The following is a 25074-nucleotide window of genomic DNA, read 5'->3' as shown; positions in this document are numbered from 1 at the left end:
ATCCCGGCATGAGCACCCTCCCCGGCGGCCGCAACACGATCGAGCGCATCGCCCGCCTGGGCTACGGTGCCCGCGGCGTGGTCTACCTCGTGGTCGGCGGCTTGGCCCTGTTGGCGGCGCTCGGCCAGGGTGGACGGGCCGGCGACAGCAAGGATGCCCTGCGCGCCGTGCTGGCCGGGCCCTTCGGAGCGGCCGTTGTCGGCCTGATCGCGCTGGGGCTCGCTGGCTTCGCGCTCTGGCGCCTCGTCGAGGCCGTCACGGATGCCGACCGGCGAGGAACCGGACTCAAGGGGCTGGGGGTGCGCGGCGCGCATCTGATCAGCGCCGCGCTCTATGTTGGCCTCGCCGCCAGCGCCGCATCGCTGAGCCTCGGGCTCGGCCTGAGCGGCGGCGACGGCATGCACGATGGCACCGCGTGGCTGCTCGCCAAGCCCTTCGGCCGCTGGCTCGTGGCGCTCGCCGGCCTCGCGGTGGTCGGCGGCGGCTTCGGCTTCCTGGGGAAGGCGTGGCGCGGGGACGTCACGGACCGGCTCGCCCTCGATGCCCAGGCCCGCGCGCGCTGGGCCGGTCCGATCGGCCGATTCGGCTACGCGGCGCGGGGCTTGGCCTTCCTGATCATCGGCGGGTTCCTCGTCGCGGCGGCGTGGCACCAGCGCTCGTCCGACGCCAAGGGGCTGGCCGAGGCCTTCGCGCTGCTGCGCGCCCAGCCCTACGGTTCGGTCCTGCTCGGGCTGGTGGCTGCGGGCCACGCCGCCTTCGGGGCGTTCGGGCTGATCCAGGCCCGCTACCGGCACATCGAGGCCCCGGACATCGACCGGGTCGACGACGCGGCGGGCGCTGCGGCCCGGGCCCTGACCTGACGCGGGTCCGGACGGCCCGTCGCGTTGACAGGACAGGTCCCGCGGCGGATACCCCGCGGCACCCCATCCGGCCCCCGATGCAGCAGCGCCACTACAAGACCGCGGTGATGGTGGCCCACGACCTCGCGGCGACCGCCGCCGCCGTGGTGCTCACCTTCCTGTTCCGATTCCAGGGTGGGATGCTGGACGAGCGCCTGCACGCCCTGCCCCTGCTGCTGCCGCCGTTCCTGGCCTTTGCGGGCCTCGTCTACGCGCGCTTCCGGCTCTACCGGACCAAGTGGCGCTTCGCCTCGCTGCAGGATCTCGCCGGCATCGTCCGGGCGGCGAGCGTGCTGGCGCTCGCCCTGCTGGTGATCGACTGGGTCCTGGTCTCGGCCGATCTCTACGGGTTCTACTTCTTCGGCAAGATTGCGATCCTGCTCTACTGGGTGCTGCAGATCTTCTTCCTCGGCGGCGCACGCCTCGCCTTCCGCTATCTCAAGGATACCCGCTCCCGGCAGTCGAGCGCCCGGGCCGCCACCGTGCCGACTCTGCTCCTCGGGCGCGGGGCCGATATCGACGTGCTGATCCGGGCGATCGAAGCGGGTTCGGTCAAGAAGCTCGCGCCCCGGGGCATCCTCTCGCCGCGGGCGGACGAGCGCGGCCAGTTCATGCGCGGCGTGGCCGTGCTCGGCGGCTTCCCGGATCTTGAGCGGGTGGTGGCCGACCTCGCGGCACGGGGCGAGCCGGTGCGGCGCCTCGTGGCGACGCCGAGCGCCCTCGTGCCGGAGGCTTCGCCCGACGACCTGATCGCCCGTGCCCGCCGGCTCGGCCTGCCGCTCGCTCGCGTTGCAGGCCTCGGCGAGGGCGCGCAGGGTCCGGAACTGGCGCCGCTGGAGATCGAGGACCTGCTCCTGCGCCCGACCGTGCCCATCGACCGGGCGCGGCTGGAGGCGTTTCTCACCGGCCGCCGGGTGGTGGTGACGGGGGGCGGCGGCTCGATCGGCTCCGAGATCTGCCTGCGCGCCGTGGCGTTCGGGGCCGCCGCCGTGCTGGTGCTCGACGCCTCCGAGCCGGCACTGCACAGCATCCTCACGCATCCGGCGATCCTCGCCGCCGAGGCCACGGTGACGGGGGTTCTCGCCGACATCCGCGACCGGGAGCGGACGCATCAGGTCATCGCGGAGTTCCGGCCGGATTACGTGCTCCACGCCGCTGCCCTGAAGCAGGTGCCCTACCTGGAGCGGGACTGGCAGGAGGGCATCAAGACCAACGTGTTCGGCTCGATCAACGTCGCCGAGGCCGCGGTGGCGGCCCGCGCCCGGGCGCTGGTGATGATCTCCACCGACAAGGCGATCGAGCCGGTCTCGCAACTCGGCGTCACCAAGCGCTTCGCCGAGATGGTCGCTCAGGCGCTGGACGCCGAGCAATCCGCTCAGCCCGGTCACCCGACCCGTCTGATCGCCGTGCGGTTCGGCAACGTCCTGGGCTCGGCCGGCTCGGTGGTGCCGGTGTTCAAGGCGCAGATCGCCCGGGGCGGGCCGGTGACGGTCACCGATCCCGACATGGTTCGCTACTTCATGACCGTGCGGGAGGCCTGCGACCTCGTCCTGACGGCGGCCTCCCACGCCGACGGCGAGGCCCGCACCGCGCCGGATTCGGAGCGCGCCGCGGTCTACGTGCTCAAGATGGGCCAGCCGGTGCGGATCGCCGACCTCGCCGACCGGATGATCCGGCTGGCCGGCTTCGAGCCCGGGGAAGAGATCGAGATCGCGTTTACCGGTGCGCGGCCCGGCGAGCGGCTCAACGAGATCCTGTTCGCCCGGGATGAGCCCCGCGTGGCGCTTGCGGGGATCGACGGCGTGATGGCGGCGCGACCCATCTTCGCCGACCGGGCGCGGCTCGACGGTTGGGTAGCAGAGCTGCGCGCCGCCGTGGCGGCCGGCGACCGGGCCGCCGCAGAGGCCGTGTTCGAGGCGGCGGTGCCGCATTTCCGCGAGCGCCACGCCCAGCGGCTGGAGCGAAGCGCGGCGTAAGCCGCAGCGGGCAAAACCCGGGTTTCGAAAGGGATCATCCCTTTCGTGGGTCCAGGGCAAAGCCCTAGGTTCGTCGGGCTCTGCCCGACACCCGCCAAAGGGATGATCCCTTTGGAATCCCGGATTTGACGCTTCGTATCTTCAGCCGCCGGCTTGCGCGAGCCGCGCCAGCCCGTCCCGGGTCGATCCCGCTGGGCGCCAGCCGAGCGCCGCGAGGCCGTCGGCACGGGCCACCAGCCCCTCGGCGATGCGGGCGAATTGCGCGTCGCGTCCGGTCATCCGGCAGGCCAGCTTGAGGAGGCCGGCCGGCACCGGGACGAGCCCTGGGCCGCGCCCCAGGCCCACGCGGAGCGCCGCGATCATCTCGGGCAGGCTGAGCGGATCCGGATCGGCCGCGATCAGCGCCGCCCGCACGGGGCCTGGCGCTCGCAGGACTGTGTCCACGGCCTCCGACAGGCTCTCCAGGGAGATCAGCGAGCGCCGGGCCGCGAGGCCGCCGAGCGGCAGCGGGTACGGGCTGCGGGCGAGCCGCAGGAGCGCGGCCATGTTGCCCTTCACGCCGGCGCCGTAGACCAGGACCGGGCGCAGGGCGACCCAGTCGAGCCCGGTCTCGGCCAGGGCCCGCTCGGCCTCCAGCTTGGAGCGGCCGTAGGCATCGGTCGGCACCGCGGGATCGCCCTCCCCGACCGAACCCGACGCGCTCGGGCCCACCTGCGCGCGGATCGAGGACAGAAACACGAACCGGCGCACCTTTGCGCGCGCGGCCGCCTCGGCGAGCTTGCGCGTCGCCTCCGTGTTGAGCGTGCGGTAATCGTCCTCGGGCGCGCCCGACATGGCATGGGCGAGGCCTGCCGAATGCACCACCGCGTCGACGCCGGCCAGCGCCGCCGCCATGTTGATCGGGCGGGTCAGGTCGCCCACCACCGCGCTCGCGGCGCCCTCCGGCAGGGCGGTGGGCCGGCGCAGCAGCACCCGCACCCGATAGCCGCGGGCCGTGAGGTCGGCGAGCAGGTGGCGGCCGATGAAGCCGGTCGCCCCGGTGAGCGCGATCAGTCCAGTCACGGGTGGGCGGCACCTTCGGCGGGGGCCGGCGCCGGGGCGCGGGCGAAGCGGCGGAGCAGGCCGGCGACCAGGGCCGACCCGACTGCCAGCGCCGCGAGGGTGACCGGCCAGGACGGCCAAAACAAGGTCGCGGCGGCCAGCGCCGCCAGCGCGAGATTGACCGCGAAGACCCGCCCGACCACGCCCGGAACCGTGAGCCCGTTCACGGTCGCCCGCTGGTAGAAATGGCCCCGATGCGCCTCCCAGATCCGTTCCCTCCGGCCGGCCCGTGCGGCGAGCGTCAGGCTGGCATCGGCGAGATAGGTGAGCGGCAGCAGCAGCGCGGCGGCGAGTCCCCCCGCCGTGGCGAGATGCCAGAGCAGCCACGCGGTGACGAGTCCGATCGGCAGCGCGCCGACATCCCCCAGGAAGAGCCTTGCGGCCGGCCGGTTGAACGGCGCGAAGCCCAGCACCGCGCCGAGCAGGCAGGACGCCACCAGCGTGGGCAGCGGCGGCAGGAGCCCGGCGAGGCCGAACAGCAGCAGGGCGCCGGAGACCGGGACGATCTCCGCCACGATCATCCAGTCGAGCCCGTCCATGAAGTTCGTCAGATTCACGAACCACAGGCCCGCGACGAGGGCGAGGGCGCGTTCGAGCCCAAGGGGGAGGCCGGGCAGCAGCCGTCCGTCCAGGTGCCAGACCAGCAGGCCGATTGCCACGGCCTGCGCGACGAGCCGAAGGCCGGCCGGCAGCGGGCGCACGTCGTCCACGGCCCCGAGGAGTGCCAGGGCGAGCGCGCAGCCGGCGAGCCAGATCCAGTCCGGCCGGCCGCCGATCTCCGGCGCCGCGATGAGCAGGCCCGAGATCGTCACCAGCGCCGTCACCACGGCGATGCCGCCCCCCTGCGGCGTCGGTACCGTGTGGCTGGAGCGGGCGTTCGGCCGCGCCAGGGCGTAGCGCTGCAGCAGCGGGAACAGCCGCAGGATGAGCCCCGCCGAGAGGGCGGCGGCCAGCGGTACGGCGAGGAGGAGAAGCGTGGGCAGGGCGGACGGCATGGTGCCGTCCTACGCGATCCGAGGCGCCATCGTGAGGGGCCGGTGGCTCACGCCGCCCGCACCGTGGCGAGGAACCGACCGACCTCGGCGGTGAGGTGCTCGGACTGGCGGGACATGTCGGAGGCCGCGCCCAGCACTTGGGCGGCGGCCGCGCCGGTCTCCTCGGCCGCCTGGGCAAGGCTCGCGATGGTGCCGGTGACCGCGCCGGTGCCCACCGCCGCCTCGGCGACGTTGCGCACAATCTCCTGGGTTGCCGCGCCCTGCTGCTCCACGGCGGCGGCGATCGAGGCCGCCACGCCGTCGATCTCGCGGATGCGCCGCCTGATCCCGTCGATCGAGTTCGCGGCCTGCCCGGTGGAGGCCTGAATCCGGGTGATCTGACCGGTGATCTCCTCAGTCGCCCGCGCCGTCTGGCTGGCCAGTTCCTTGACCTCGGTGGCGACCACCGCGAAGCCGCGCCCCGCCTCGCCCGCGCGGGCCGCCTCGATGGTGGCGTTGAGGGCCAGAAGGTTGGTCTGGGCCGCGATGGTCGAGATCAGGCCGACTACGTCGCCAACCTTCGCGGCGGCGGCGCTCAGGTCCTGCACCAGGGCGACCGTGTCGGCCGCCTCGGCGACGGCGATCCGCGCCAGTTCCGCCGAGCCGCTGACCTGCCGGCCGATCTCCTGGACCGACGAGCCCAGCTCCTCGGCCGCCGCCGCAACGGTGTTGACGTTGGCGGCGGCCTCGTTGGCAGCCGACGCGACCGTGCCGGACTGACCGGCCGAGTCCGCCGCGCTTCCGGTCAGGGACCGGGCGGTCGCCTCCAGCTCGGTGGCGGCCGCCGATACGCCGCCGACGATGCCGCCGACCGCCTGCTCGAAGGCGTCGGCCATGGCCCGGGTCGCGGCCCGGCGCTGCGTTTCGGCATCCGCGCGGGCCAGCGCGGTCTCGGCCTCGAGGGCGCGGCTCCGGACCAGATTGTCACGGAACACCACCACGGAACCGGCCAGCGCGCCGATCTCGTCCCGGCGGCCCTGGCCCGGGATCTCGGCCGCGATGTCGCCGGCGGCGAGGCGTTGCGTCGCCGCGGAGATCGCCCGCAGCGGCCGGCTGACGCCGCGCAGCACCATCACGAGGGCGCCCAGGGCGACGATCAACGCGAGGCCGGCGAGGGCCAGAATGTCCCGGTTGGCGGCCGCGTAGGTCTCCGCGATCCGCGTGCCGCTCGCCTGCGAGCCGGCGGCGTTCAGGTCGACCAGCCGGTCCCACTCCGAGAGCACGGCGTTGATGCCGGCCGACATCGTGGTGTTGTAGATCCGCTGCCCGCCGGCGATGTCGCCCGTGGTGGCCTTGTCCAGGGCCTGCTTCTGCAGCGCGTTGTAGGCTTCGAGGTTCCGGCGCAGCGCCGCGTAGCTCTCGCGCTCGGCCTGCGTGAGCGGCTCGGCCTCGTAGCGGCCGAACTGCGCCGCCAGCTGCTCGCCGCGCTTGGCGATGAGGGTCGAGACCTCTGCCCGCAGCTCCGGCGTGTCGGCCGTGATGAGCCGGCCACCATTGACCCGCTGGCGCATGATGAGGACGCCCATCCGGCCCAGCGCATCAGTCGCCGGCACGCGCACGTCGCGGAGTTCCGCCGCCGTGGCGTTGACGCTGTGCAGCTCCGCCAGGGAGAGACCGCTCGTCGCGGCGATCAGGAGTATCAGGGCGGCAAGGCAGGCCCCGAGTTTGGCCGCGATCGAAATACCGGTGCGCATGTGATGTCGCCTTCGGTCCCGGGGGGCAGGACCGAAGGCGGTATGGCGGCGAAACAGTTAAACTTGTTTGAGATTCCTAAGCGATCGATTCAACCTGTGCGTACAGCCCCTCAGTAGACCTGGGCCTCCTCGCGCGGCCTGTCGGACGGGCCGTCCCGGCGATCCAGGCTCTTCTCCACCACCTTGGCCAGCCCGACCATGATCTGGTCGATGGCGTAGTCCTTCGGCGTGTAGACGGCGCGCACGCCCATGTTCTTGAGGACGAGTTCGTCCTCCGCCGAGATGATGCCGCCGACCACGACGGGGATATGGTCGAGGCCCGCCTCCCGCATCTTGGCCCGGACCTCGCGCACCAGCGGCACGTGTGAGCCGGACAGGATCGACAGGCCGACCACGTGGGCGCCCGTCTCCTTCGCCTTGGCGACGATCTCGGTCGGGGTCTGGCGGATGCCGTCGTAGGTCACGTCGAAGCCGACGTCGCGGGCGCGCAGCGCGATCTGCTCGGCGCCGTTGGAATGGCCGTCGAGGCCCGGCTTGCCGACCACGATCTTGGGCGTCTCGCCCAGCCGCTCGCCGAGATCGGCGATCAGCAGCTTGGCCTCCTCGGCGGCCCCGGCCGAGACCGTCTCGAGGGTCACGCCGGTGGGCGCCCGGTACTCGCCGAACACCGCGCGCAGGCGCTCGCCCCACTCGCCGGTGGTGATTCCGGCCTTCGCGGCTTCGATCGAGGGCGGCATGATGTTGGCGCCCGAGCGGGCCGCCTGCTCCAGGGCGTCGAGGGCTTGGCCCACGGCCTGCTCGTCGCGGCGGCTGCGCCATTCGCGGATGCGGGTCTGCGCCTCCATCTCGACCGTCTCGGAGACCGAGAAGATGGCGCCCTCCCCGGCGGTGAGCGGCGAGGGCTCGCCCTGCTGCCACTTGTTCACGCCGACGACGATCTGGTCGCCGGCCTCGATCGCCGAGATCCGCCTTGCGTTCGACTCCACCAGCGCGCGCTTGAGCGCCCCGGTCTCCACGGCCGCGACCGCACCGCCGATGCCGCCGATCCGCTCCAATTCGGCCCGGGTCTCGACCTTCAGCGCCTCGACCTTGGCCTCGATCACGTGGCTGCCGTCGAAGATGTCGTCGTATTCGAGGAGGTCGGTCTCGAAGGCCAGGATCTGCTGCATGCGCATCGACCATTGCTGGTCCCAGGGTCGCGGCAGGCCGAGCGCCTCGTTCCAGGCCGGCAACTGCACGGCACGGGCGCGGGCGCGCTTGGACAGCGTGACAGCCAGCATCTCGATCAGGATGCGGTGGACGTTATTTTCCGGTTGCTGCTCGGTGAGCCCCAAGGAGTTCACCTGCACGCCATACCGAAAAATCCGCTTCTTCGGGTCGTCGATGCCGTAGCGCTCCTGGGCGATCTCGTCCCAGAGTTCCGAGAACGCCCGCATCTTGCAGATCTCGGTGACGAACCGCAGCCCGGCATTCACGAAGAACGAGATCCGGCCGAAGACGTCGGAAAAGCTCGCGGCGTCGAACTCGGGATCATCCCGCACCGTGTCGAGCACCGCGATCGCGATGGCCAGCGCGTAGGACAGCTCCTGGACCGGCGTCGCCCCCGCCTCCTGCAGGTGGTAGGAGCAGACGTTCATCGGGTTCCACTTCGGCACGTTCTTGGTCGTGAACAGGATCACGTCCTTGGTGAGCCGGAGCGAGGGCGCGGGCGGGAACACGTAGGTGCCGCGCGACAGGTATTCCTTGATGATGTCGTTCTGGGTCGTGCCCTGGAGGGCGGCGAGCGGCGCGCCCTGCTCCTCGGCCACCGCCAGATAGAGCGCCAGCAGCCACGGGGCCGTGGCGTTGATGGTCATCGAGGTGTTCATCTGGGCGAGCGGGATGTCCTGGAACAGGGTCCGCATGTCGCCGAGATGCGCGATCGAGACGCCGACCTTGCCGACCTCGCCGCGCGACAATTCGTGGTCCGGGTCGTAGCCGGTCTGGGTCGGCAGGTCGAAGGCCACCGACAGGCCGGTCTGGCCCTTGGCGAGGTTGCCCCGATAGAGCGCGTTCGACTCCGCCGCGTTGGAATGTCCCGCATAGGTGCGGATGATCCACGGCTTGTCGCGGCTGGACTTGTCGCTCCGGGTTTCCGCGGCGCTCGCGCCCATCCTGGCCTCCATGTGATCTTTGTATCCGCGCTCGGGGCGCAGCGTTGCCGCCACCGTAGCGAAGGCTTGGCCACGCGTCATCCGGGACGGAAGTGCAAGAGGCCCCTGCGCGCGGCCGCAGGGCTTTAAAAAACTTGTTCGCCGGAACAGCGCGATTTGAGGGGGCGCGGTCTACGCGACCAGCCTCGCGCAGGTCGTTCACTGGTATAAAGTCCACCTGAGAGGCGCGGTAGCGCCGTGCAAGGTCTCGGGTCCGGTGGCGGCCCCGCGCGCGCGGAATAATACTTGGTCTCCCCGAAAGCCGAATTTGAATACGTGGGCGCCGTCCCTGTGTGGGCTGCCTTTTCACGTCGAAAACCTCCGGGTTTCGACTTTCGACCCACTTGGAGGCCTTTCGCATCGCCGCTATAGCGCGAGGGAGAACCGCGGCCGTGAGCAACACGCGGGACGAGAGGAGAGCGAGATGGCGGCGAGCGCTGCGTTGAGTCCGACGACCGGTGAGGTCAAAGATCTCTACGAGATGGGTGAGATCCCGCCGCTCGGTCACGTGCCGGCCAAGATGTATGCCTGGGCGATCCGGCGCGAGCGCCACGGACCCCCGGAACAGTCCCACCAGCTCGAAGTGCTGCCGGTCTGGGAGATCGGCGACGACGAGGTGCTGGTCTACGTCATGGCGGCGGGCGTCAACTACAACGGCGTCTGGGCCGGCCTCGGCGAGCCGATCTCGCCGTTCGACGTCCACAAGGGCGAGTACCACATCGCGGGCTCCGACGCCTCCGGCATCGTCTGGAAGGTCGGCTCCAAGGTGAAGCGCTGGAAGGTCGGCGACGAGGTCATTGTCCACTGCAACCGCGACGACGGCGACGACGAGGAGTGCAACGGCGGCGACCCGATGTTCTCGCCCTCGCAGCGCATCTGGGGCTACGAGACCGGCGACGGCTCCTTCGCCCAGTTCTGCCGGGTGCAGTCCCGCCAGCTCATGGTCCGGCCCAAGCACCTCACCTGGGAGGAGGCGGCCTGCTACACGCTCACCCTCGCCACCGCCTACCGCATGCTGTTCGGCCACGCGCCGCACACGGTGAAGCCGGGCCAGAACGTGCTGATCTGGGGCGCCTCCGGGGGCCTGGGCGTGTTCGGCGTGCAGCTCTGCGCGGCCTCGGGCGCCAACGCGATCGCGGTGATCTCGGACGAGTCGAAGCGCGACTACGTGATGAGTCTCGGCGCCAAGGGCGTGATCAACCGCAAGGATTTCGACTGCTGGGGCCAGCTGCCGAAGGTGAACTCGCCTGAGTTCCACGCCTGGACCAAGGAAGCCCGCAAGTTCGGCAAGGCGATCTGGGACATCACCGGCAAGCAGGATGTCGACATCGTGTTCGAGCATCCCGGCGAGGCGACCTTCCCGGTCTCGGCGCTGGTGGTGAAGCGCGGCGGCATGGTGGTGTTCTGCGCCGGCACGACCGGCTTCAACATCACCTTCGACGCCCGCTACGTCTGGATGCGCCAGAAGCGCATCCAGGGCTCCCACTTCGCCCACCTCAAGCAGGCCTCCTCGGCGAACCAGTTCGTGCTGGACCGGCGGATCGACCCCTGCATGAGCGAGGTCTTCCCGTGGGACAAGATCCCCCACGCCCACACCAAGATGTGGAAGAACCAGCACCCGCCGGGCAACATGGCCTGCCTGGTCAACGCGCCCCGCGCCGGTCTGCGGACCGTCGAGGACGTGATCGAGGCCGGGCCGCTCAAGCGGTAAGGCCCACTAAAAGGCCCCCTTCGAAGCCCCCTCCCCGGCCCCGCCGCCCTCGCGCGGGGCCGGCCCGATCGGTTAAGCTCGACCATCCCCCGCCGAATCGGTGACCGGTTCGGTGTGGCGGAATGCGCGGATGCGGGCCTGAGAGATCCTGACGGACCCGGCCCGATCCGAACCGGGGGTTTGGGATTTGACGGGCGCCGACGAGACTTACGTGTACGACGAGGCCACCGGCGAGTGGCTCCCACCCGGTCGGGCGGCCGCGGCGCCGGCTCGGGCCGAGGTCCGCGATGCGGCCGGCAACGTCCTCGCCGACGGCGATTCGGTCACGCTCATCAAGGACCTGAAGGTCAAGGGCGCGAACCAGACCCTCAAGCAGGGCACGGTCATCCGGTCGATCCGCCTCACGGACGATCCCGCGGAGATCGACTGCCGCCACGACACCATCAAGGGCTTGGTCCTGCGCACGGAGTTCGTGCGCAAGCGCTGATCCCTGCTGGGCGCACTGCCCTACGTGCTGGCCAGGGCCGTGTTGACCAGGGCCCCGTCCTGGACCCGCGAACGGTCGCGACCCTTCGAAACCACGACGGGATCGATCCGCGCAGCGGAAAACCCAGTGCTCCGGTCGAGCGGTCCCTCAGACCCTCAGGTCGACGCTCAGGCCCTGGCCGGGGGGCGCCGGCGGCGCCGCGCTCTGGGCGCCCTCCGCCACGAGGCCGGCCACGGCCTTGTCGGCCGCGAGCTGCTGCCGGGCGATTGCCACGCCGATCTGCTGGTTCTGGGCTGCGCCCAGCATCTGGACGGCGGATGCGACGGAAACGGGATCCATGCCGTGGAGGCTAGACCGCTCGCCTGAATCCGGCGTTACGCCGATCCACGGCTTTCGATCGATCCGCCTCAGTCGTCGAGGAAGCCGCGCTGGCGCGCCCGGTAGCCGCCGATCAGCGTCACGCAGATGAAGGACACGCCCGCCAGCATCGTGCCGAACACGGCGATCGGCCACCAGTGGCCCTGGAAGCGCTCGGCCAGCACGGTGCCGACGATCGGCGTCAGGCCGCCGGCCAGCGCGCCGCAGAACTGGTAGGCAATGGAGATCGCCGTATAGCGCACCCGGGTCGGGAAGGCGCCCGCGAGGTAGCCCGCGATCACCGCGTAGAAGGTCGCGCTGCCGACCACGTTCAGCGCGAGGCCCACCACGATCAGCGGCACCGATTTGGTCTCGACCAGCCAGAACAGCGGATAGGGCGCCAGCATCGCCCAGATCAGCGTGCCCTGCAGGAACAGGCGCTCGTTGCGGATGAGTTCGGCGATCCGGGCGCCCACCGGGGTCATGATCAACTGCACCACGGCGGCGATCAGCAGGGCGTCGAGGATCGTCGCCCGGGCGATGCCGAGATACTGTGTGGTGAAGGCGATCATGAAGGTGTTGAACAGGTAGACCGAGGCGATCGCGAAGGTGTTGGCGCCGGCGGCCAGCAGCACCGGCTTGAGGCAGGTCGTCAGCACCTCGCGCACGGGGGCCGGCGGTGGGCCACCGGCGGCCCGGGCCTTCTCGAAGGCCGGCGATTCCGCGACGCCGAGGCGAATTGCGAGCCCGACCGCGAGCAGCAGGATGCTGACGAGGAACGGCACCCGCCAGCCCCAGGCCAGGAAACTCTCCTTGTCGAGCAGGCCCGCGAGCCGGAAGGCCAGCAGCGACAGGATCTGCCCGGCGGGGCTGCCGAGCTGCGCGAAGGAGGCGAAGAAGGTGTTGCGCCCGGCCGGCGCGTGCTCGGCGGCCATCAGCACCGCCCCGCCCCACTCGCCACCGACCGCGAGCCCCTGGATCAGCCGCAGCACGACCAGCATCACCGGCGCCCACAGGCCGACCGACGCGTAGGTCGGCAGCAGGCCGATCCCCGAGGTGGCGATGCCCATCATCACCAGCGTCGCCACGAGCGCCCGCTTGCGCCCGAACCGGTCGCCCAGATGCCCGAAGATCAGGCCGCCCAGCGGCCGCGCCAGGAAGCCCACCGCGAAGGTGCCGAAGGCCGAGAGCGTCGCGATGTAGGGCGACTCCGCCGTGAAGAAGAGCGGCCCGAACACCAGGGCCGCCGCCGTGCCGTAGATGAAGAAGTCGTACCACTCGATCGTGGTGCCCACGAACGCCGCCAGCGCCGCCCGGGCGGACTGGTTCGTTCCGGATCCGGCGGCCGGGGCGGCGGTGGTGACGGCCATCGATCCTCGCGCAGCATTATGAATTCAGACGACGCCCTGCATGCGCCAGTCGGGCGGGCGACCGCAACGTCTGCGCGCGACAGGTCGGGTTTTTCATCCGGACCCGTGCACGCCGCCTCAGAAACTCGGCGGCGTGCAGGCGCTCACCACCTCGCAGGGGATCGGGCCCACGCAGCGGAAGCGGTGCGGCCGCCGGCTGTCGAAGCTGTAGGCGTCGCCGGGGCCGAGGATCCGACGCTCGGCATCCACCGTGACCTCCAGCCGGCCGGAGAGCACGATGCCGCCCTCCTCGCCCTCGTGGGAGAGCGGCACCCGTCCGGTATCGGCGCCGGGCTCGTAGCGCTCCTTGAGGAGCTGGAGCTTGCGCCCGAACAGGCTGTCGCCGACCTGACGGTACGAGATCGCCCCCTTTGCGGCCCGACGGCCGATCTCGGTCAGCTCCTCGGCGGCGAAGAACGCCTTGCGCTCGGGCTCCGGCTCCAGCGCGAAGAATTCGGCCATGCCGATCGGCACCCCGTCGAGGATCCGCTTCAGGGCGCCCACCGAGGGGTTCACCCGGTTGGCCTCGATCAACGAGATCGCGGAATTCGTCACCCCGGCCCGCCTGGCGAGCGTCCGCTGCGACAGGCCGTGGCGGGCGCGCACGAAGCGCAGGCGCGCGCCGACATCGATGCTCATCCGGCCGGGCCCCGTTTCAGGTGTTGCGGATTCCGAAACGGTGCCACCCGCGGCCCCGTTCCTGCAAGGGGTTGGCGGCGACCAGAAAAGGACTTGTTGCCCGATCGGCGAAGGTGTCCCCTGGTCCCGTTGCCTGATCCGCGCCGCCTGCCCCGGAGAGCCGCCCCATGACCGACCATCCGCTCCGCAACACGCCCGCGATGGACGCCTTCTGGATGCCGTTCACGGCCAACCGCCAGTTCAAGGCGGCGCCGCGCCTGCTCGTCTCCGCGGAAGGCATGCACTACACCGCCGATGACGGCCGCAAGATCCTCGACGGCTCTGCGGGCCTGTGGTGCGTCAACGCCGGGCATGGCCGGCGGGGCATCGCGTCGGCCGTGGAGCGCCAGCTCGCGACGCTCGACTTCGCCCCGACCTTCCAGATGGGCCATCCCATCGCGTTCGAGTTCGCCGAGCGGCTGGCGGAGATCGCACCGGGCGGCCCGGACAAGCGCCTCGACCGGGTGTTCTTCACCAATTCCGGCTCGGAATCGGTCGACACCGCCCTCAAGATCGCGCTCGCCTATCAGCGGGCGATCGGCCAGGGCACCCGCACCCGGCTTGTCGGCCGCGAGCGCGGCTATCACGGCGTCGGCTTCGGCGGCCTGTCGGTTGGCGGCATCGTGTCGAACCGGCGCGTCTTCCCGCAGCTCAACGGCACCGACCACCTGCGCCACACCCACGACCCGGCCCGCAACGCCTTCGTGAAGGGCCAGCCCGAGCACGGGGCAGAGCTCGCCGAGGATCTGGAGCGGCTGGTGGCCCTCCACGGGGCCGAGACCATCGCGGCCTGCATCGTCGAGCCGGTGGCGGGCTCGACCGGCGTGCTGGTGCCGCCGAAGGGCTACCTGGAGCGCCTGCGCGAGATCTGCACCAAGCACGGCATCCTGCTGATCTTCGACGAGGTCATTTCCGGGTTTGGCCGCCTGGGCGCGCCGTTTGCGACCGATTTCTTCGGCGTCGTCCCCGACCTGGTGACCAGCGCCAAGGGGCTGACCAACGGCACGGTGCCGATGGGCGCGGTGTTCGCGAGCCGGGCGGTGCACGACGGGCTGATGAACGGCCCGGACGGGATCGAGCTGTTCCACGGCTACACCTATTCCGGGCACCCGATCGCCTGCGCGGCCGGGATCGCGACGCTGGACATCTACCGGGAGGAGGGTCTGCTCACCCGCGTCGCCGACATCGCCGACGATTGGGCCGCGGCGATCCACGACCTGCGCGGGCGCAAGGGTGTCATCGACATCCGCACCATCGGCCTCGTCGCCGGCGTCGAGCTGGCGCCGCGTCCCGACGCGCCGGGCAAGCGCGCCTACGATGTGTTCGTGGAGTGCTTCGAGCGCGGCCTGCTCACCCGGGTGACCGGCGACATCATCGCGCTGTCGCCGCCGCTGATCATCGAGCGCAGCCAGATCGAAGAGATCGTCGACATCCTTGGCGCGGCCATCGACCGGGTCGCCTGACGGCTTTTGACCCTGGTTTCCAAAGGGCCTCAGCCCTTTGGTGGGTTTTAAGGGCAAAGCCCTGACGGATTCCAGAGCGTCGCCCTGCACCTGCGAAAGGTCTCGACCCAGCCCTTTCACGGTGTTTGCGGATGGATCGGGATACCAGCGAAGCGCGCTCTCCTCCCCCTTGCGGGGAGGAGTTTGGGGATCGCAGATCCCGCGTGGGGGTGGTGCAGGAGGCCCCGGAACGCTCGATCCTGAACCACCCCCACCCCTGACCCCTCCCCGCACGGGAGAGGGGAAAAGGCGGGTCTTCTTCAATATGTTAAAGCCACGAATTGCGATCCTTTCAACCAGCCCAAACACCTTGAAAGGGCTGGGTCCCGACCTTTCGAAACCACGCCCTGAGCCCGCCGCATAGGTGCCTGCCCTGCACGGTGGGGTTGTTGCGACACCACCCGTGCCCATCTGCCCCGGACCCGGATTTTCGCCGGGCGCGAGGTTTTCCATGTCGAACACCGCCCTGATCGTTGGCGCCAGCGGGATCGTCGGCAGCGCCACTGCGGCGCTGCTCCATCAGGAGGGCTGGCGGGTCGCAGGCCTCGCGCGCAACCCCGTGGCCCAGGCGGGCGTCGAACCGGTGGCGGGCGACCTGCAGGATCCGGCCTCGCTGGAGCGAGCCCTGGCCGAACTCGCACCGACCCACGTGTTTCTCGCGACCTGGCAGAGGCGCCCGACCGAGGCGGAGATGATCCGCGTCAACCGGGCCATGATCGAGAACGTCCTCGATGCGCTGCGCCCGAAGAAGAGCGTCCGCCACGTCGCCCTGGTGACCGGGCTGAAGCACTATCTCGGCCCGTTCGAGGCCTACGGCAAAGGCACCCTGCCGCAGACGCCGTTCCGCGAGGACCAGGGTCGCCTGGACATCGAGAATTTCTACTACGCGCAGGAGGATGCGGTGTTCGCGGCCAGCGCGCGCGACGGCTTCGCCTGGAGCGTCCACCGCCCGCACACGATCATCGGCAAGGCGGTGGGCAACGCCATGAACATGGGCACGACGCTCGCCTGCTACGCCACCCTGTGCCGGGAGCTGGGCCGCCCGTTCATCTTCCCGGGCTCGGCCGTGCAGTGGAACGGCCTCACCGACATGACCGACGCACGGCTGCTCGCCCGCCAGCTGCTCTGGGCCTCCACCGAGCCCAAGGCCGCCAACGAGGCGTTCAACGTCGTCGACGGCGATGTCTTCCGCTGGAGCTGGATGTGGGGCCGGATCGCGGCGTGGTTCGGGATCGAGGCGGTGCCGTTCGACGGCACGCACCGGCCCCTGGAACCCCGGATGGCGCAGGACGGCCCGGCCTGGGCCGAAATCGCGCAGCGCTACGGACTGGCCGAGCCGAGCCTGGAGAAGCTGGCCTCGCCGTGGCACACGGATGCCGATCTCGGCCGGCCGATCGAGGTCGTGACCGACATGAGCAAGAGCCGCCGCCTCGGCTTCACGGCGTATCAGCCGACCGACGACGCATTTTACGACCTGTTCGCCCAACTCCGCGCGGACCGGCTGATCCCCTGAGGCACCGCGCGCGGGATATCGCGCATCGGAGCCTTCCGAGCGCCGGCCCGTCAACGTCACCCGGCCTTGCGCTCCGTCCCGCACCACTCGGCCACGAACAGCGCCATGGTGGTCGTGATTCGTTTCACCGAGGCGAGGCTCACGCGCTCGTCGAAGCCGTGGATGTTCTGGGACGTCGGTCCGTAGCACAAAGCCGGCACCCGGTCGTAGAGGGCGTGAACCCGGGTATCGAGGTAGCCCGCCGTCATGAAGCTCTGAAGCGGTGACCCGATCGCCCGCTCGTGGGCGCGGCCGAGCACCGCCTCGGCCTCGGAGCCCTCTTCCAGCACGTAGCCCTCGGCGAAGAAGCCGTTGAACACCACTCGTGGCGGGCTGTTGGCGAGGAACGGGTCGGTGCGGGAGAAGGACGCGACCGCAGCCTCGATCTCGGCGGCGGCCTGCGCGGCGGTCACGCCCGGATAGAGCGCAACGCGGCAGTGGATCCGGCACCAGGCCGGAACCGAGGAGGCCCAGTCGCCGCCCTCGATCTTGCCGATGTTGAGGTTGATCGGGTGCTCCTCGGCCTCGAAATGCGGGTGCGACGCCTTCTCGGCGTTCCAGCGGGCCTCGACGGCGCGCAGCGCCCCGATCACCCGATAGGTCGCGTCGATCGCGTTGGCGCCCGCCCCCATCTCGCGGACATGGACCGGCACGCCCCGCACCTCCACGGTGAACCAGAGTACGCCGGTATTGGCGCGCACCAGCTTCTCGTCCTCCGGCTCGGGGATCAGCACCGCGTCGGCCCGGTAGCCGCGCAGATGGGTCATCAGGGCACCATTGCCGGTGGATTCCTCCTCGACCACCGACTGGACCGTCACGGAGGCCGCCGGCTGCAGGCCGAGGCGGGCGAGCGCGTCGAGGGCGAACAGGTTGGCGGCGTGCCCGGCCTTCATGTCGCCGGCCCCGCGGCCATACATCCAGTCGCCTTGGATCACCGGATCGAACGGCCGATGGCTCCAGAGGTCGAGGGGCCCCGGCGGCACCACGTCGACATGGGCCTGGAGGATCAGGGAGCGACCCGTCTCGGTGCTCGGCCGGTGGTGGCAGACCACGATCGGCGCGTCCGAATGGAGCGCGTCGTCGATCTTCGAGCCGCCCGGATGGGCCGCGATGGCGTCCCGGTCCATGGCGAAGCGCTCGGTGGCGTAGCCGCGGGCGCGGAACTGCTCGAACACGTAATCCTGGCAGGCATGCTCTTCGCCCCGCAGGGAGGCGAACCGGACCAGCGCCTGCGTGTGGGCGACCTGATCGGCAAACCCCTCCGCCACGGAGGCTTCGATCTCGGCGGCGAGGGCGGGGTCGAGGGCCATGGGAACTCCGAACCGGTTTCAGAGCGCTCGCCGCCGAAGGGGACGCCGGTTCGGCGCAGGAGAGCGCGGCCAAGCAAACACCGAGAGCTGATCGCAACGCGATCGGCTCTCGGCCGGAGGAGGCGCCCGGGCCCGGGCCGCTGTCAACCGGCCGGTTGGCAACAGCACGGTTCGTGCCGGACCGCCCGAACCTGGATCAAGGCGGCGCCGGACCGGCACTCAGCGAAGCGTGACTGCGCAGGGTTGGAGCCTGCCGGAACCTTGGCGTTGCCAAAGGCTTAGCGTGTCGGCAAACCGTCTCGGTTTTCCGGTCGGAGTCTCGCATGCGTATCGGTCTGGTCTCGGTCCTGTCCGGCCTGCTCCTATGGGCCACCGTCCCGGCTTCGGCCTCCGCGGACGTGCTGATCAACGTCGACAAGAGCGCCCAACGCATGGCGGTCACGGTCGACGGGCAGCCCCGCTATTCCTGGCCCGTCTCCACCGGTGTCGAGAGCCACGACACGCCCTCGGGATCCTATCGTCCCTTCCGGATGGAGCGCACCCACTTCTCGAAGGAGTGGGACGACGCACCCATGCCGTTCGCGATGTTCTTCACCAACCAGGGCCACGCGATCCACGGCACCAACCATGTCCGCAACCTCGGGCGGGCTGCGTCGCATGGCTGCGTGCGCCTGTCGGTGCGCAACGCCGCGACCCTGTTCAACTTGGTCAAGGCCGAGGGCATGGGCCGGACCCGGGTGGTGATCGACGGGATGGATGCTCCGGTGGCGGAAGGCCGGTCGCGCGGCACGCGCGTCGCCCGGAACCGGAACCCCTACGGAACGGACGATCTGCTGGTGGATGGCGACCAGATGGGCCGCCGCTCGCTACCGGCCTATTACCGCCCCGTCGCCCCGCCCGCCTACGCCCCGGCGGCGGGCTACGGTTACCCCGCCCAGGCCGACGACGACAGTTGGTAGGCCGAGCACCGCCCGACTGATCGGCGCGACCCCGAGCCTCTAGGCCCGCCCGCGCCGCGAGATCAACGGCGGTCACTTCGAGATCTTTCGACTGGCCGGTGACCGCGACTGGACCGTGGGCGACATCGCGGCCGTCACGGTCGTGGGCTCTCTGGTGGTGCGCTTCCTCGAACGCGACGGGTGCGTCCGCCACCCGAACCTCGACCGGTTGAGCGACCGAACGGAGGCACGTCCCTCCGTCCGAGGCTCCGTGCCCTTGCGCAGACGATCAGCGGCCGCGTCGTCTGGACCTGAAGGCCGGGTTCCGGTTCCCTGCCCCATTGCCGCCGGGGCGATCCAGGCTTAGCTCCCCGGCGGCCCCAGAGCCCGCGCGGCGCCTGCCGCGACCTGAGACGGATGGAGACACCCCCGAGATGCCTTTCGCTTTCTGCCGGTCCCTTCCCCTCGCCGCCCTGGCGCTCGCCGCGGCCACCGTGCCGGGCTACGCCCTGGATGTGACGCGCACGGCCGACATCGCCGCGCCGCCGGCCAAGGTCTGGCAGACGATCGGTGAGTTTTGCGGCATCGGTGACTGGCACCCGGCCATCGAGAAATGCGCCCTGTCCGATCAGGACGGCATGAAGGTCCGCACGCTGAGCCTGAAGGGCGGCGGCACCATCAAGGAGGAGCAGGTCTCCCGGGATGACAAGGTGATGAGCTACACCTACACGATCCTGGAGAGCCCGCTGCCGGTCGCCGACTACAAGTCGACCCTCTCGGTCGCCCCCGAGGGCTCCGGCTCGAAGGTGACGTGGACCGGGACGTTCAACGCCAAGGGCGCCCCCGACACGGTCGCGGTCGACGCGATCCAGGGCATCTACGATTCCGGCCTGAAGGCGCTCGCCGACAAGGCGAAGTAGGCGCTCACGATTCGGCGCGCGCTGTTGAACCGAACCGGTCACAGCGCGTGCCAACCCACTCCGATGACAGCAGAATCCCATAGTTCCGGTGCCCGACGTCCCGCGTCGCGCGCCAGCATGGCGTGTCGCGGCGGCGATTGACCCACTGCCAAGCTCGGCCCAAAACCCTGGCGGCGCTGCCCCCGCGCCCCAACAGGATGATCGCCGTGCCCGCGCCCCGTCTCCCGATGCGCCTTAGCCTCGTCGCCCTTGCCGTCGCGGCGCTGGCGGCCTGCCAGCAGCGTACCACCCCGGCGGTCATGGAACCCTCGCCCGTCATCCCGGCCCCCATGGCCCTGCCGACCGGCAGTGGCTGCGGTCCCGAGATCGCGCGCACCAAGGCGATCGTCGATAGCGACGTGGCCACCGGCAACCTCAACAAGCCCGTGGGCGACCACTTCAACGCCGACCTCGCGCAGGCCGCTGCCGCGTGCTCGGCCGGCAAGGCGGGCGAAGCGTTGCATCTCCTGGCCGCCGCCAAGAGCCGGTACGGCTACCGCTGAGCGGACGCCGTGGCAGCGCCGGCCTCCGGCGCGATTCCCGGGACTGCGCGGAGCTGTGCGGCTAGGATATCCGCCAGCAGGCGGACTCGTGCGGTTCCGGCCCGCTCGGGTTGGATCAGCAGGCTGAGCGGCACCGACGGCACGGTGTAGTCCGGCAGGACCGTTTCCAGCCGGCCATCGGCGAGGCAATCCGCGACCAGCCAGTGGTGCGCGGGGGCAATCCCCCGCCCCGCCAGCATCGCCGCCCGCGCGGCAAGCCCGTGATCGACCCGCAGGCGGCCGGCGAAGGGCACCGTGTGCCGCGCCGCGTCCGGTCCTTCGAGGACGAGGGTGCCGCTCCCGGCCACGTTCGTCATGCGGATCCCCTCGTGGTCGGAAAGCTCCTGCGGTGACTGCGGCCGGCCGCGCGCCATCAGGTAGGCGGGAGCGGCGACGAGCCGGCGTTCGGACTGGCCGAGGGCGCGCAGCTTCAACGCGCTGTCGGCCAGGGGCCCCAGGCGGATCGCGAGGTCCATCCCCTCGCGAACCAGATCGATGCGTTCGTCGGTGAGGCTCAGATCCACCGCGATCTCGGGATAGCGATCCTGGAACGCGAACACGATGGCGCCGACGTGCAGGACGCCCAGCGCCGCCGTGCACGACAGGCGGACGATGCCGGACGGCGCCTGCGCCCGGCTGTGCGCCTCGGCCCCAGCCTGCTCGACGAGGCGCAGGATGCGCAGGCTATCGGAATAATAGGCCGCCCCCTCCGCCGTCAGCGCAAGGCGCCGCGTGGTCCGGGTGATCAGGGCCACGCCCAGGGCGTCCTCGAGTTCGCGCAGATGCCGGGTGATGGTCGATTGCCCGACCCCGAATTCCCGCGCCACCGCCGACAGGCTGCCGCGCTCGGCCACCCGGACGAAGCTGCGCATCCGCTCCAGCGTGACGTCGGATTGATCCATTCTGCGGCATAATCCTATTCAGGCGCGTCACGTACCGGAACGGTCGACCGCCGGATAGCAAGGGAGCCCCGGTTCGACACGGATCCCGCACCATGAACATCCTGATCGTCTTCGCGCATCCGGAACGGCGCTCCCTCTGCGGCGCGCTCCGCGACGTGGCCGTGGCTTCCCTGGAGGAGCGGGGCCATGCCGTCGCGGTCTCGGACCTCCACGCCATGGGCTGGAAGGCTACCGTGGACCAGGCCGATTTTCCCGGCCTCGCGCCGGGGGCACGCCTTCAGGTCGCCGCCGCCTCGGGGGAGGCCTTCGGGGCAGGCGCGCTCACCGCCGATGTGGTTGCCGAGCAGGAGAAGCTTCTCTGGGCCGACCAGCTGATCCTGCTGTTCCCGCTCTGGTGGTTCGGCCTGCCGGCGATCCTGAAGGGCTGGGTCGACCGGGTCTACGCCTACGGCTTCGCGTATGGCGTCGGCGAGCACAGCGACCGGCGCTGGGGCGACCGCTACGGCGAGGGCCGCCTCGCGGGCAAGCGCGCCATGCTGATCGTGACCGCCGGCGGCTGGGAGGAGCATTACGCCGAGCGCGGGATCAACGGGCCGATCGACGACCTGCTGTTCCCGATCCAGCACGGCATCCTGTACTATCCGGGCTACGCCGTGCTGCCGCCCTTCGTGGTCTACCAGGCCGATCGCCTCGACGCGGGCGGGTTCGCGACCGTCGCGGAGCGCCTGCGGGAGCGCATGGCCACCCTCACGACGACGCCCCCGGTCCCGTTCCGGCAGCAGAACGGCGGCGATTACCGGATCCCGAGCATGCAACTCCGCTCGGGATTGGAGGCCCCCGGCGCGACCGGGTTCGCCCTCCACCGGGCCGGCGATTGAACGAGCCTGGACCCGGTGTTCAGATCACGAACAGCAGGTTCAGCCCGGCCCTCCGGAACCCTTCCTCGGCGATCTTCAGATCGAGCCCGTAGGACGCGATGTCGTCCGCCACCGGGTCGAGCCGCGGGGCCCGGTGCTGGTGCAGGTGTTTGATGTAGCTGTGGCAGGTCGAGCAGGTCTCGACCTGGACATCCTTCGAGACCTCGTCGAGCCCGTAATAGCTGATGTTCTCGCCGTCACCGCAGGCGGTGCAGCGAATCCGGACGTGGTTCCAGTAGGTGCCGCAGAGCGAGCAGCTCAGATACCGGGCCTTGTCGGCCGGGGTCCAGGCGACGACGACGCTCGCTGCCGGCGCGCCGCCGCAGCACGGGCAGACGCCGTCGGCCACCGGCTTCAGGATCTTGGGATCGAGGGCGGCCGCCTGCTCGGCGAGGCGGACCTGCAGGGCCGCGGAGACCAACACGCACTCGGCGATCCGGTCGACCGGCAGCGCACCCTCGAAGACCTGCAGGGCCAGATCGAGGCGATCCTCCCGGGATGCGGCGCGCAGGCTCTCTCGGGCCGCGGCGGAAGCCTCAGGTGCGGTCGTGAGATCCAGGGCGTCGAGCAGCGCCAGCAGGCACGCGTCGAAGCCCGGATCAGCCTCCAGACCGTGCCGCGACAGGGGCGGCATCCCGTGCTCGCTCCGCAGCGCCAGATCGGCGCCGTCCGGCGGCGGTGGGAGCGCCACCTTGGCCTGGATCGCCGCCTGGGCGCGGGCGACCTCTGCCACGAACCGGAGATAGGCCTCCAGCGGGTGCCCGGGGGCCGCCTCGTCCAGGCGTGCCGCACGGTCGGCGAACAGGGTCGTGGGATCGGGCAGGCGGACGAACGGGACCGAGCCGGAAATCCCGATCTTGTCGGGATCGGGCTTCAGCTCGTTGAAGTCCCGGCGGCGCGGTTTTGGCGCCTCCGCTTGTGTCGGGGTCTTGTCCGCGGATTTACGCTTGAAGAAATTGGCCACGCCTCAGGACCCGCGCTTGTCCACCGAGCCGTGGCGGGCCTTGCCGCCGGCGATCTGCCGGAACCACTTGCGGTGATGCCGGTAGGCCCAGCCGCCCGTGACCGTCCCGCGGACCATCGCCCGGCCGGTGCCACGCACCCAGATGCCGGCATAGATGTGGACCACGATGATCGCGATGGCGATCACGGCCGCGAGCGAGTGGGCGAGCAGCGCCCAACGCTGGGTCTCGATGGAGGTCAGGCCGCCGAAATAGGTGTTCCAGATCACCAAGCCGGTGACGAACATCACGCCGATCAGCGCGGTCTGGCCCCAGAACACGCCCTTCTGGCCGGCATTGTACTTGCCGAGTTCGGGCAGCCGGTCCTCGCGGTTGGTGACCACGTCGCCGATCTTCATCGACCACGCGACATCGTCCTTGTTGGGGATGTTGAGCTTCCAGAAGCGCACGAACAGGAAGAAGAAGCTCACCGCCAGCGCCACGCCGAACCACGGGTGGATCGCCCGGGTCGCCTGCCCGCCGCCGAACAGGCCGGTCAGCGAGAACAGGTAGGGCGTGAACATCGCCAGCCCCGAGAGGGTCAGGACGGTGAACAGGATCGCGGTGATCCAGTGGTTCACCCGCTGCACACCCGTATAGCGCGGGACGTACAGCACCTCCGGCGCCGTGGACTTGGCGTGATGCAGGGGACGGGTCTCGCCGTCCCGGATATCGTTCTGGGTCGTCATCGGCCTTCTCGCGCCTGACGGGCCGGCTCCGCATGCGGGCGGGGGCGGCTCTGAAATCGAAGATAGGGCCTGTCGGCTCCATCGTCGCCGGTTTTACGGCCCCTGCGTTGAAAGGAGGGACCGCGGGTCCCCCTCTCCCGTGCGGGGAGGCCTGCTTTCGCAGAAAGCCGGGTGAGGGCCACGACCGATCCGGAAAAACCTGATCCCTCACCCCAACCCTCTCCCGCACGGGAGAGGGGGCGCGTCGCGTCTCCCGGGCCACGTCAGCAGCCCGGGAGACCGCTCAGTGCGGCCGAAGCTCGTCGCCGCCGGTGTCCCGGCGCTTGGCCTCGTCGTACTCGACCGCCTCTTCCTCTTCCTCGGGCACGACCTCGTTGGGGCCGGCCGTCACGTAGTGGAAGAAGCCCGCCACGGCGGCAAAGCCCATCGCGGCGAGACCGAACACCTTGGCGCCGCCCTTCCAGAAGGCCACCAGCGGCGAGATCTTCGGGTCGTTCGGCAGGCCGGCGTAGAGGCTCGGCTGATCGGCATGGTGCAGCACGTACATGACGTGCGTGCCGCCGACGCCGGCCGGGTCGTAGAGGCCGGCATGCGCGAAGCCGCGTGACTTCAGGTCGACGACCCGGGTCTCGGCCTGCTCGATCATCGCCTGCTTGGTGCCGAACATGATCGAGCCGGTCGGGCAGGCCTTGGCGCAGGCCGGAGCCTGACCCACCGCCACCCGGTCCGAACACAGGGTGCACTTGTACGCCTTGTGGTCGGTCTGGCTGATGCGCGGGATGTTGAACGGGCACCCCTTCACGCAATAGCCGCAGCCGATGCAGTTCTCCTCGATGAAGTCGACGATGCCGTTGGAGTACTGCACGATCGCGCCCGGCGACGGGCACGCCTTGAGGCAGCCCGGCTCGGAACAATGCATGCAGCCGTCCTTGCGGATCAGCCATTCGAGGTTGTTGGTCTCCGGGTTCTCGTACTCGGTGAACCGCATCAGGGTCCACGACTTGGGCGTGAGGTCGTGGGGGTTCTGGTAGCTGCCGGTGTTCACACCGATATCGTCGCGCAGGTCGTTCCACTCTTCGCAGGCCGATTGGCAGGCCTTGCAGCCGATGCACTTCGACACGTCGATGAGCTTGGCGACCTCCACCTGACGGCGGATCTCCGGCGGCGTCTCCGTGGAGGCGGAGCGCTGGCGGATGTCGAGGGAGCTGTAGTCGGCCATGATTC

22 protein-coding genes are annotated in these 25074 nt (G+C 70.5%); 10 read left to right on the top strand and 12 right to left on the bottom strand.

What is annotated here, in order from left to right; genetic code table 11:
* The first annotated feature begins 8 nt into the window (after positions 1–8).
* Both MKK84_RS11710 and MKK84_RS11705 read left to right on the top strand, forming a co-directional pair.
* The gene (locus tag MKK84_RS11710) at positions 9–860 is read left to right on the top strand and encodes a DUF1206 domain-containing protein (RefSeq protein ID WP_243919902.1); all 852 of its coding nucleotides are present in this window, start codon (positions 9–11) and stop codon (positions 858–860) included.
* 77 nt (positions 861–937) lie between these two features.
* Positions 938–2875 (top strand): SDR family NAD(P)-dependent oxidoreductase, encoded by a 1938-nt coding sequence (locus MKK84_RS11705; RefSeq protein ID WP_243919901.1) that lies wholly within the window; start codon positions 938–940, stop codon positions 2873–2875.
* 141 nt (positions 2876–3016) lie between these two features.
* On the opposite strand, the gene MKK84_RS11700 is transcribed toward MKK84_RS11705, so the two are convergent.
* The 4 genes from MKK84_RS11700 to MKK84_RS11685 all read right to left on the bottom strand — a co-directional run bounded on the left by MKK84_RS11700 (position 3017) and on the right by MKK84_RS11685 (position 8857).
* Positions 3017–3937: an NAD-dependent epimerase/dehydratase family protein gene (locus MKK84_RS11700; protein ID WP_243919899.1), complete on the bottom strand. Its 921-nt coding sequence runs from the start codon at positions 3935–3937 to the stop codon at positions 3017–3019.
* Entirely contained in the window at positions 3934–4971 is a 1038-nt protein-coding gene (locus MKK84_RS11695; RefSeq protein ID WP_243919897.1) for a glycosyl transferase, read from the bottom strand. Before MKK84_RS11695 ends, MKK84_RS11700 begins: the two co-directional genes overlap by 4 nt.
* Positions 4972–5018: 47 nt before the next feature.
* Entirely contained in the window at positions 5019–6704 is a 1686-nt protein-coding gene (locus MKK84_RS11690; protein ID WP_243919895.1) for a methyl-accepting chemotaxis protein, read from the bottom strand.
* 110 nt (positions 6705–6814) lie between these two features.
* Entirely contained in the window at positions 6815–8857 is a 2043-nt protein-coding gene (locus MKK84_RS11685) for a protein meaA (RefSeq protein ID WP_409566491.1), read from the bottom strand.
* 463 nt (positions 8858–9320) lie between these two features.
* Between MKK84_RS11685 and ccrA the strand changes: the two genes are divergently transcribed.
* On the top strand, positions 9321–10607 hold the full coding sequence (gene ccrA / locus MKK84_RS11680; RefSeq protein WP_243919892.1) for a crotonyl-CoA carboxylase/reductase: 1287 nt from the start codon (positions 9321–9323) through the stop codon (positions 10605–10607).
* Between the two features lie 187 nt (positions 10608–10794).
* Positions 10795–11094: an alkylphosphonate utilization protein gene (locus MKK84_RS11675; protein ID WP_243919891.1), complete on the top strand. Its 300-nt coding sequence runs from the start codon at positions 10795–10797 to the stop codon at positions 11092–11094.
* Between the two features lie 147 nt (positions 11095–11241).
* On the opposite strand, the gene MKK84_RS11670 is transcribed toward MKK84_RS11675, so the two are convergent.
* The 3 genes from MKK84_RS11670 to MKK84_RS11660 all read right to left on the bottom strand — a co-directional run bounded on the left by MKK84_RS11670 (position 11242) and on the right by MKK84_RS11660 (position 13499).
* Positions 11242–11433, bottom strand: a complete 192-nt coding sequence (locus tag MKK84_RS11670; RefSeq protein ID WP_243919890.1) for a hypothetical protein — start codon at positions 11431–11433, stop codon at positions 11242–11244.
* A 68-nt stretch (positions 11434–11501) separates the two neighbouring features.
* Complete coding sequence (locus MKK84_RS11665; protein WP_243919889.1) at positions 11502–12821, bottom strand: MFS transporter; 1320 nt, start codon at positions 12819–12821, stop codon at positions 11502–11504.
* Between the two features lie 117 nt (positions 12822–12938).
* Positions 12939–13499: a cupin domain-containing protein gene (locus MKK84_RS11660; protein WP_243919883.1), complete on the bottom strand. Its 561-nt coding sequence runs from the start codon at positions 13497–13499 to the stop codon at positions 12939–12941.
* A gap of 167 nt (positions 13500–13666) precedes the next feature.
* Here MKK84_RS11660 and MKK84_RS11655 point away from each other — a divergent pair, with 167 nt between their 5' ends.
* Together MKK84_RS11655 and MKK84_RS11650 are read left to right on the top strand one after the other, a co-directional pair.
* The gene (locus MKK84_RS11655; protein WP_243919882.1) at positions 13667–15001 is read left to right on the top strand and encodes an aspartate aminotransferase family protein; all 1335 of its coding nucleotides are present in this window, start codon (positions 13667–13669) and stop codon (positions 14999–15001) included.
* 490 nt (positions 15002–15491) lie between these two features.
* Positions 15492–16553 (top strand): SDR family oxidoreductase, encoded by a 1062-nt coding sequence (locus tag MKK84_RS11650; protein ID WP_243919879.1) that lies wholly within the window; start codon positions 15492–15494, stop codon positions 16551–16553.
* A 56-nt stretch (positions 16554–16609) separates the two neighbouring features.
* Here the strand turns inward: MKK84_RS11650 and MKK84_RS11645 are convergent, their stop codons facing one another.
* Positions 16610–17902 carry an ArgE/DapE family deacylase gene (locus MKK84_RS11645; protein WP_243919877.1) on the bottom strand — a complete coding sequence of 431 codons (1293 nt, stop codon included), beginning with the start codon at positions 17900–17902 and terminating at the stop codon, positions 16610–16612.
* 323 nt (positions 17903–18225) lie between these two features.
* On the opposite strand from MKK84_RS11645, the gene MKK84_RS11640 reads away from it, so the two are divergent.
* From MKK84_RS11640 to MKK84_RS11630, 3 genes are all read left to right on the top strand, one after another.
* Complete coding sequence (locus MKK84_RS11640; protein ID WP_243919875.1) at positions 18226–18861, top strand: L,D-transpeptidase; 636 nt, start codon at positions 18226–18228, stop codon at positions 18859–18861.
* A 413-nt stretch (positions 18862–19274) separates the two neighbouring features.
* Positions 19275–19760, top strand: coding sequence for an SRPBCC family protein (locus tag MKK84_RS11635; RefSeq protein WP_243919873.1), 486 nt, complete (start codon positions 19275–19277; stop codon positions 19758–19760).
* A gap of 197 nt (positions 19761–19957) precedes the next feature.
* Positions 19958–20302, top strand: a complete 345-nt coding sequence (locus MKK84_RS11630; RefSeq protein WP_243919872.1) for a hypothetical protein — start codon at positions 19958–19960, stop codon at positions 20300–20302.
* Here MKK84_RS11630 and MKK84_RS11625 read toward each other — a convergent pair.
* Entirely contained in the window at positions 20293–21243 is a 951-nt protein-coding gene (locus MKK84_RS11625) for a LysR family transcriptional regulator (protein WP_243919870.1), read from the bottom strand. The two genes, MKK84_RS11630 and MKK84_RS11625, sit on opposite strands and share 10 nt — an antisense overlap.
* A gap of 92 nt (positions 21244–21335) precedes the next feature.
* Between MKK84_RS11625 and MKK84_RS11620 the strand changes: the two genes are divergently transcribed.
* Positions 21336–22121, top strand: coding sequence for an NAD(P)H-dependent oxidoreductase (locus MKK84_RS11620; RefSeq protein ID WP_243919868.1), 786 nt, complete (start codon positions 21336–21338; stop codon positions 22119–22121).
* 19 nt (positions 22122–22140) lie between these two features.
* On the opposite strand, the gene fdhE is transcribed toward MKK84_RS11620, so the two are convergent.
* The 3 genes from fdhE to fdxH form a co-directional block, all read right to left on the bottom strand.
* Positions 22141–23124: a formate dehydrogenase accessory protein FdhE gene (fdhE, locus tag MKK84_RS11615; protein ID WP_243919866.1), complete on the bottom strand. Its 984-nt coding sequence runs from the start codon at positions 23122–23124 to the stop codon at positions 22141–22143.
* Between the two features lie 3 nt (positions 23125–23127).
* Complete coding sequence (locus MKK84_RS11610; RefSeq protein ID WP_243919863.1) at positions 23128–23850, bottom strand: formate dehydrogenase subunit gamma; 723 nt, start codon at positions 23848–23850, stop codon at positions 23128–23130.
* A 283-nt stretch (positions 23851–24133) separates the two neighbouring features.
* On the bottom strand, positions 24134–25069 hold the full coding sequence (fdxH, locus tag MKK84_RS11605) for a formate dehydrogenase subunit beta (protein WP_243919854.1): 936 nt from the start codon (positions 25067–25069) through the stop codon (positions 24134–24136).
* Positions 25070–25074 lie beyond the last annotated feature (5 nt).

The organism is Methylobacterium sp. E-065 (genome assembly GCF_022829605.1).
Classification (GTDB): domain Bacteria; phylum Pseudomonadota; class Alphaproteobacteria; order Rhizobiales; family Beijerinckiaceae; genus Methylobacterium.
The sequence above is the reverse complement of the archived record's forward strand: the minus strand, read 5'-3'. Positions and strand labels throughout refer to the sequence as shown.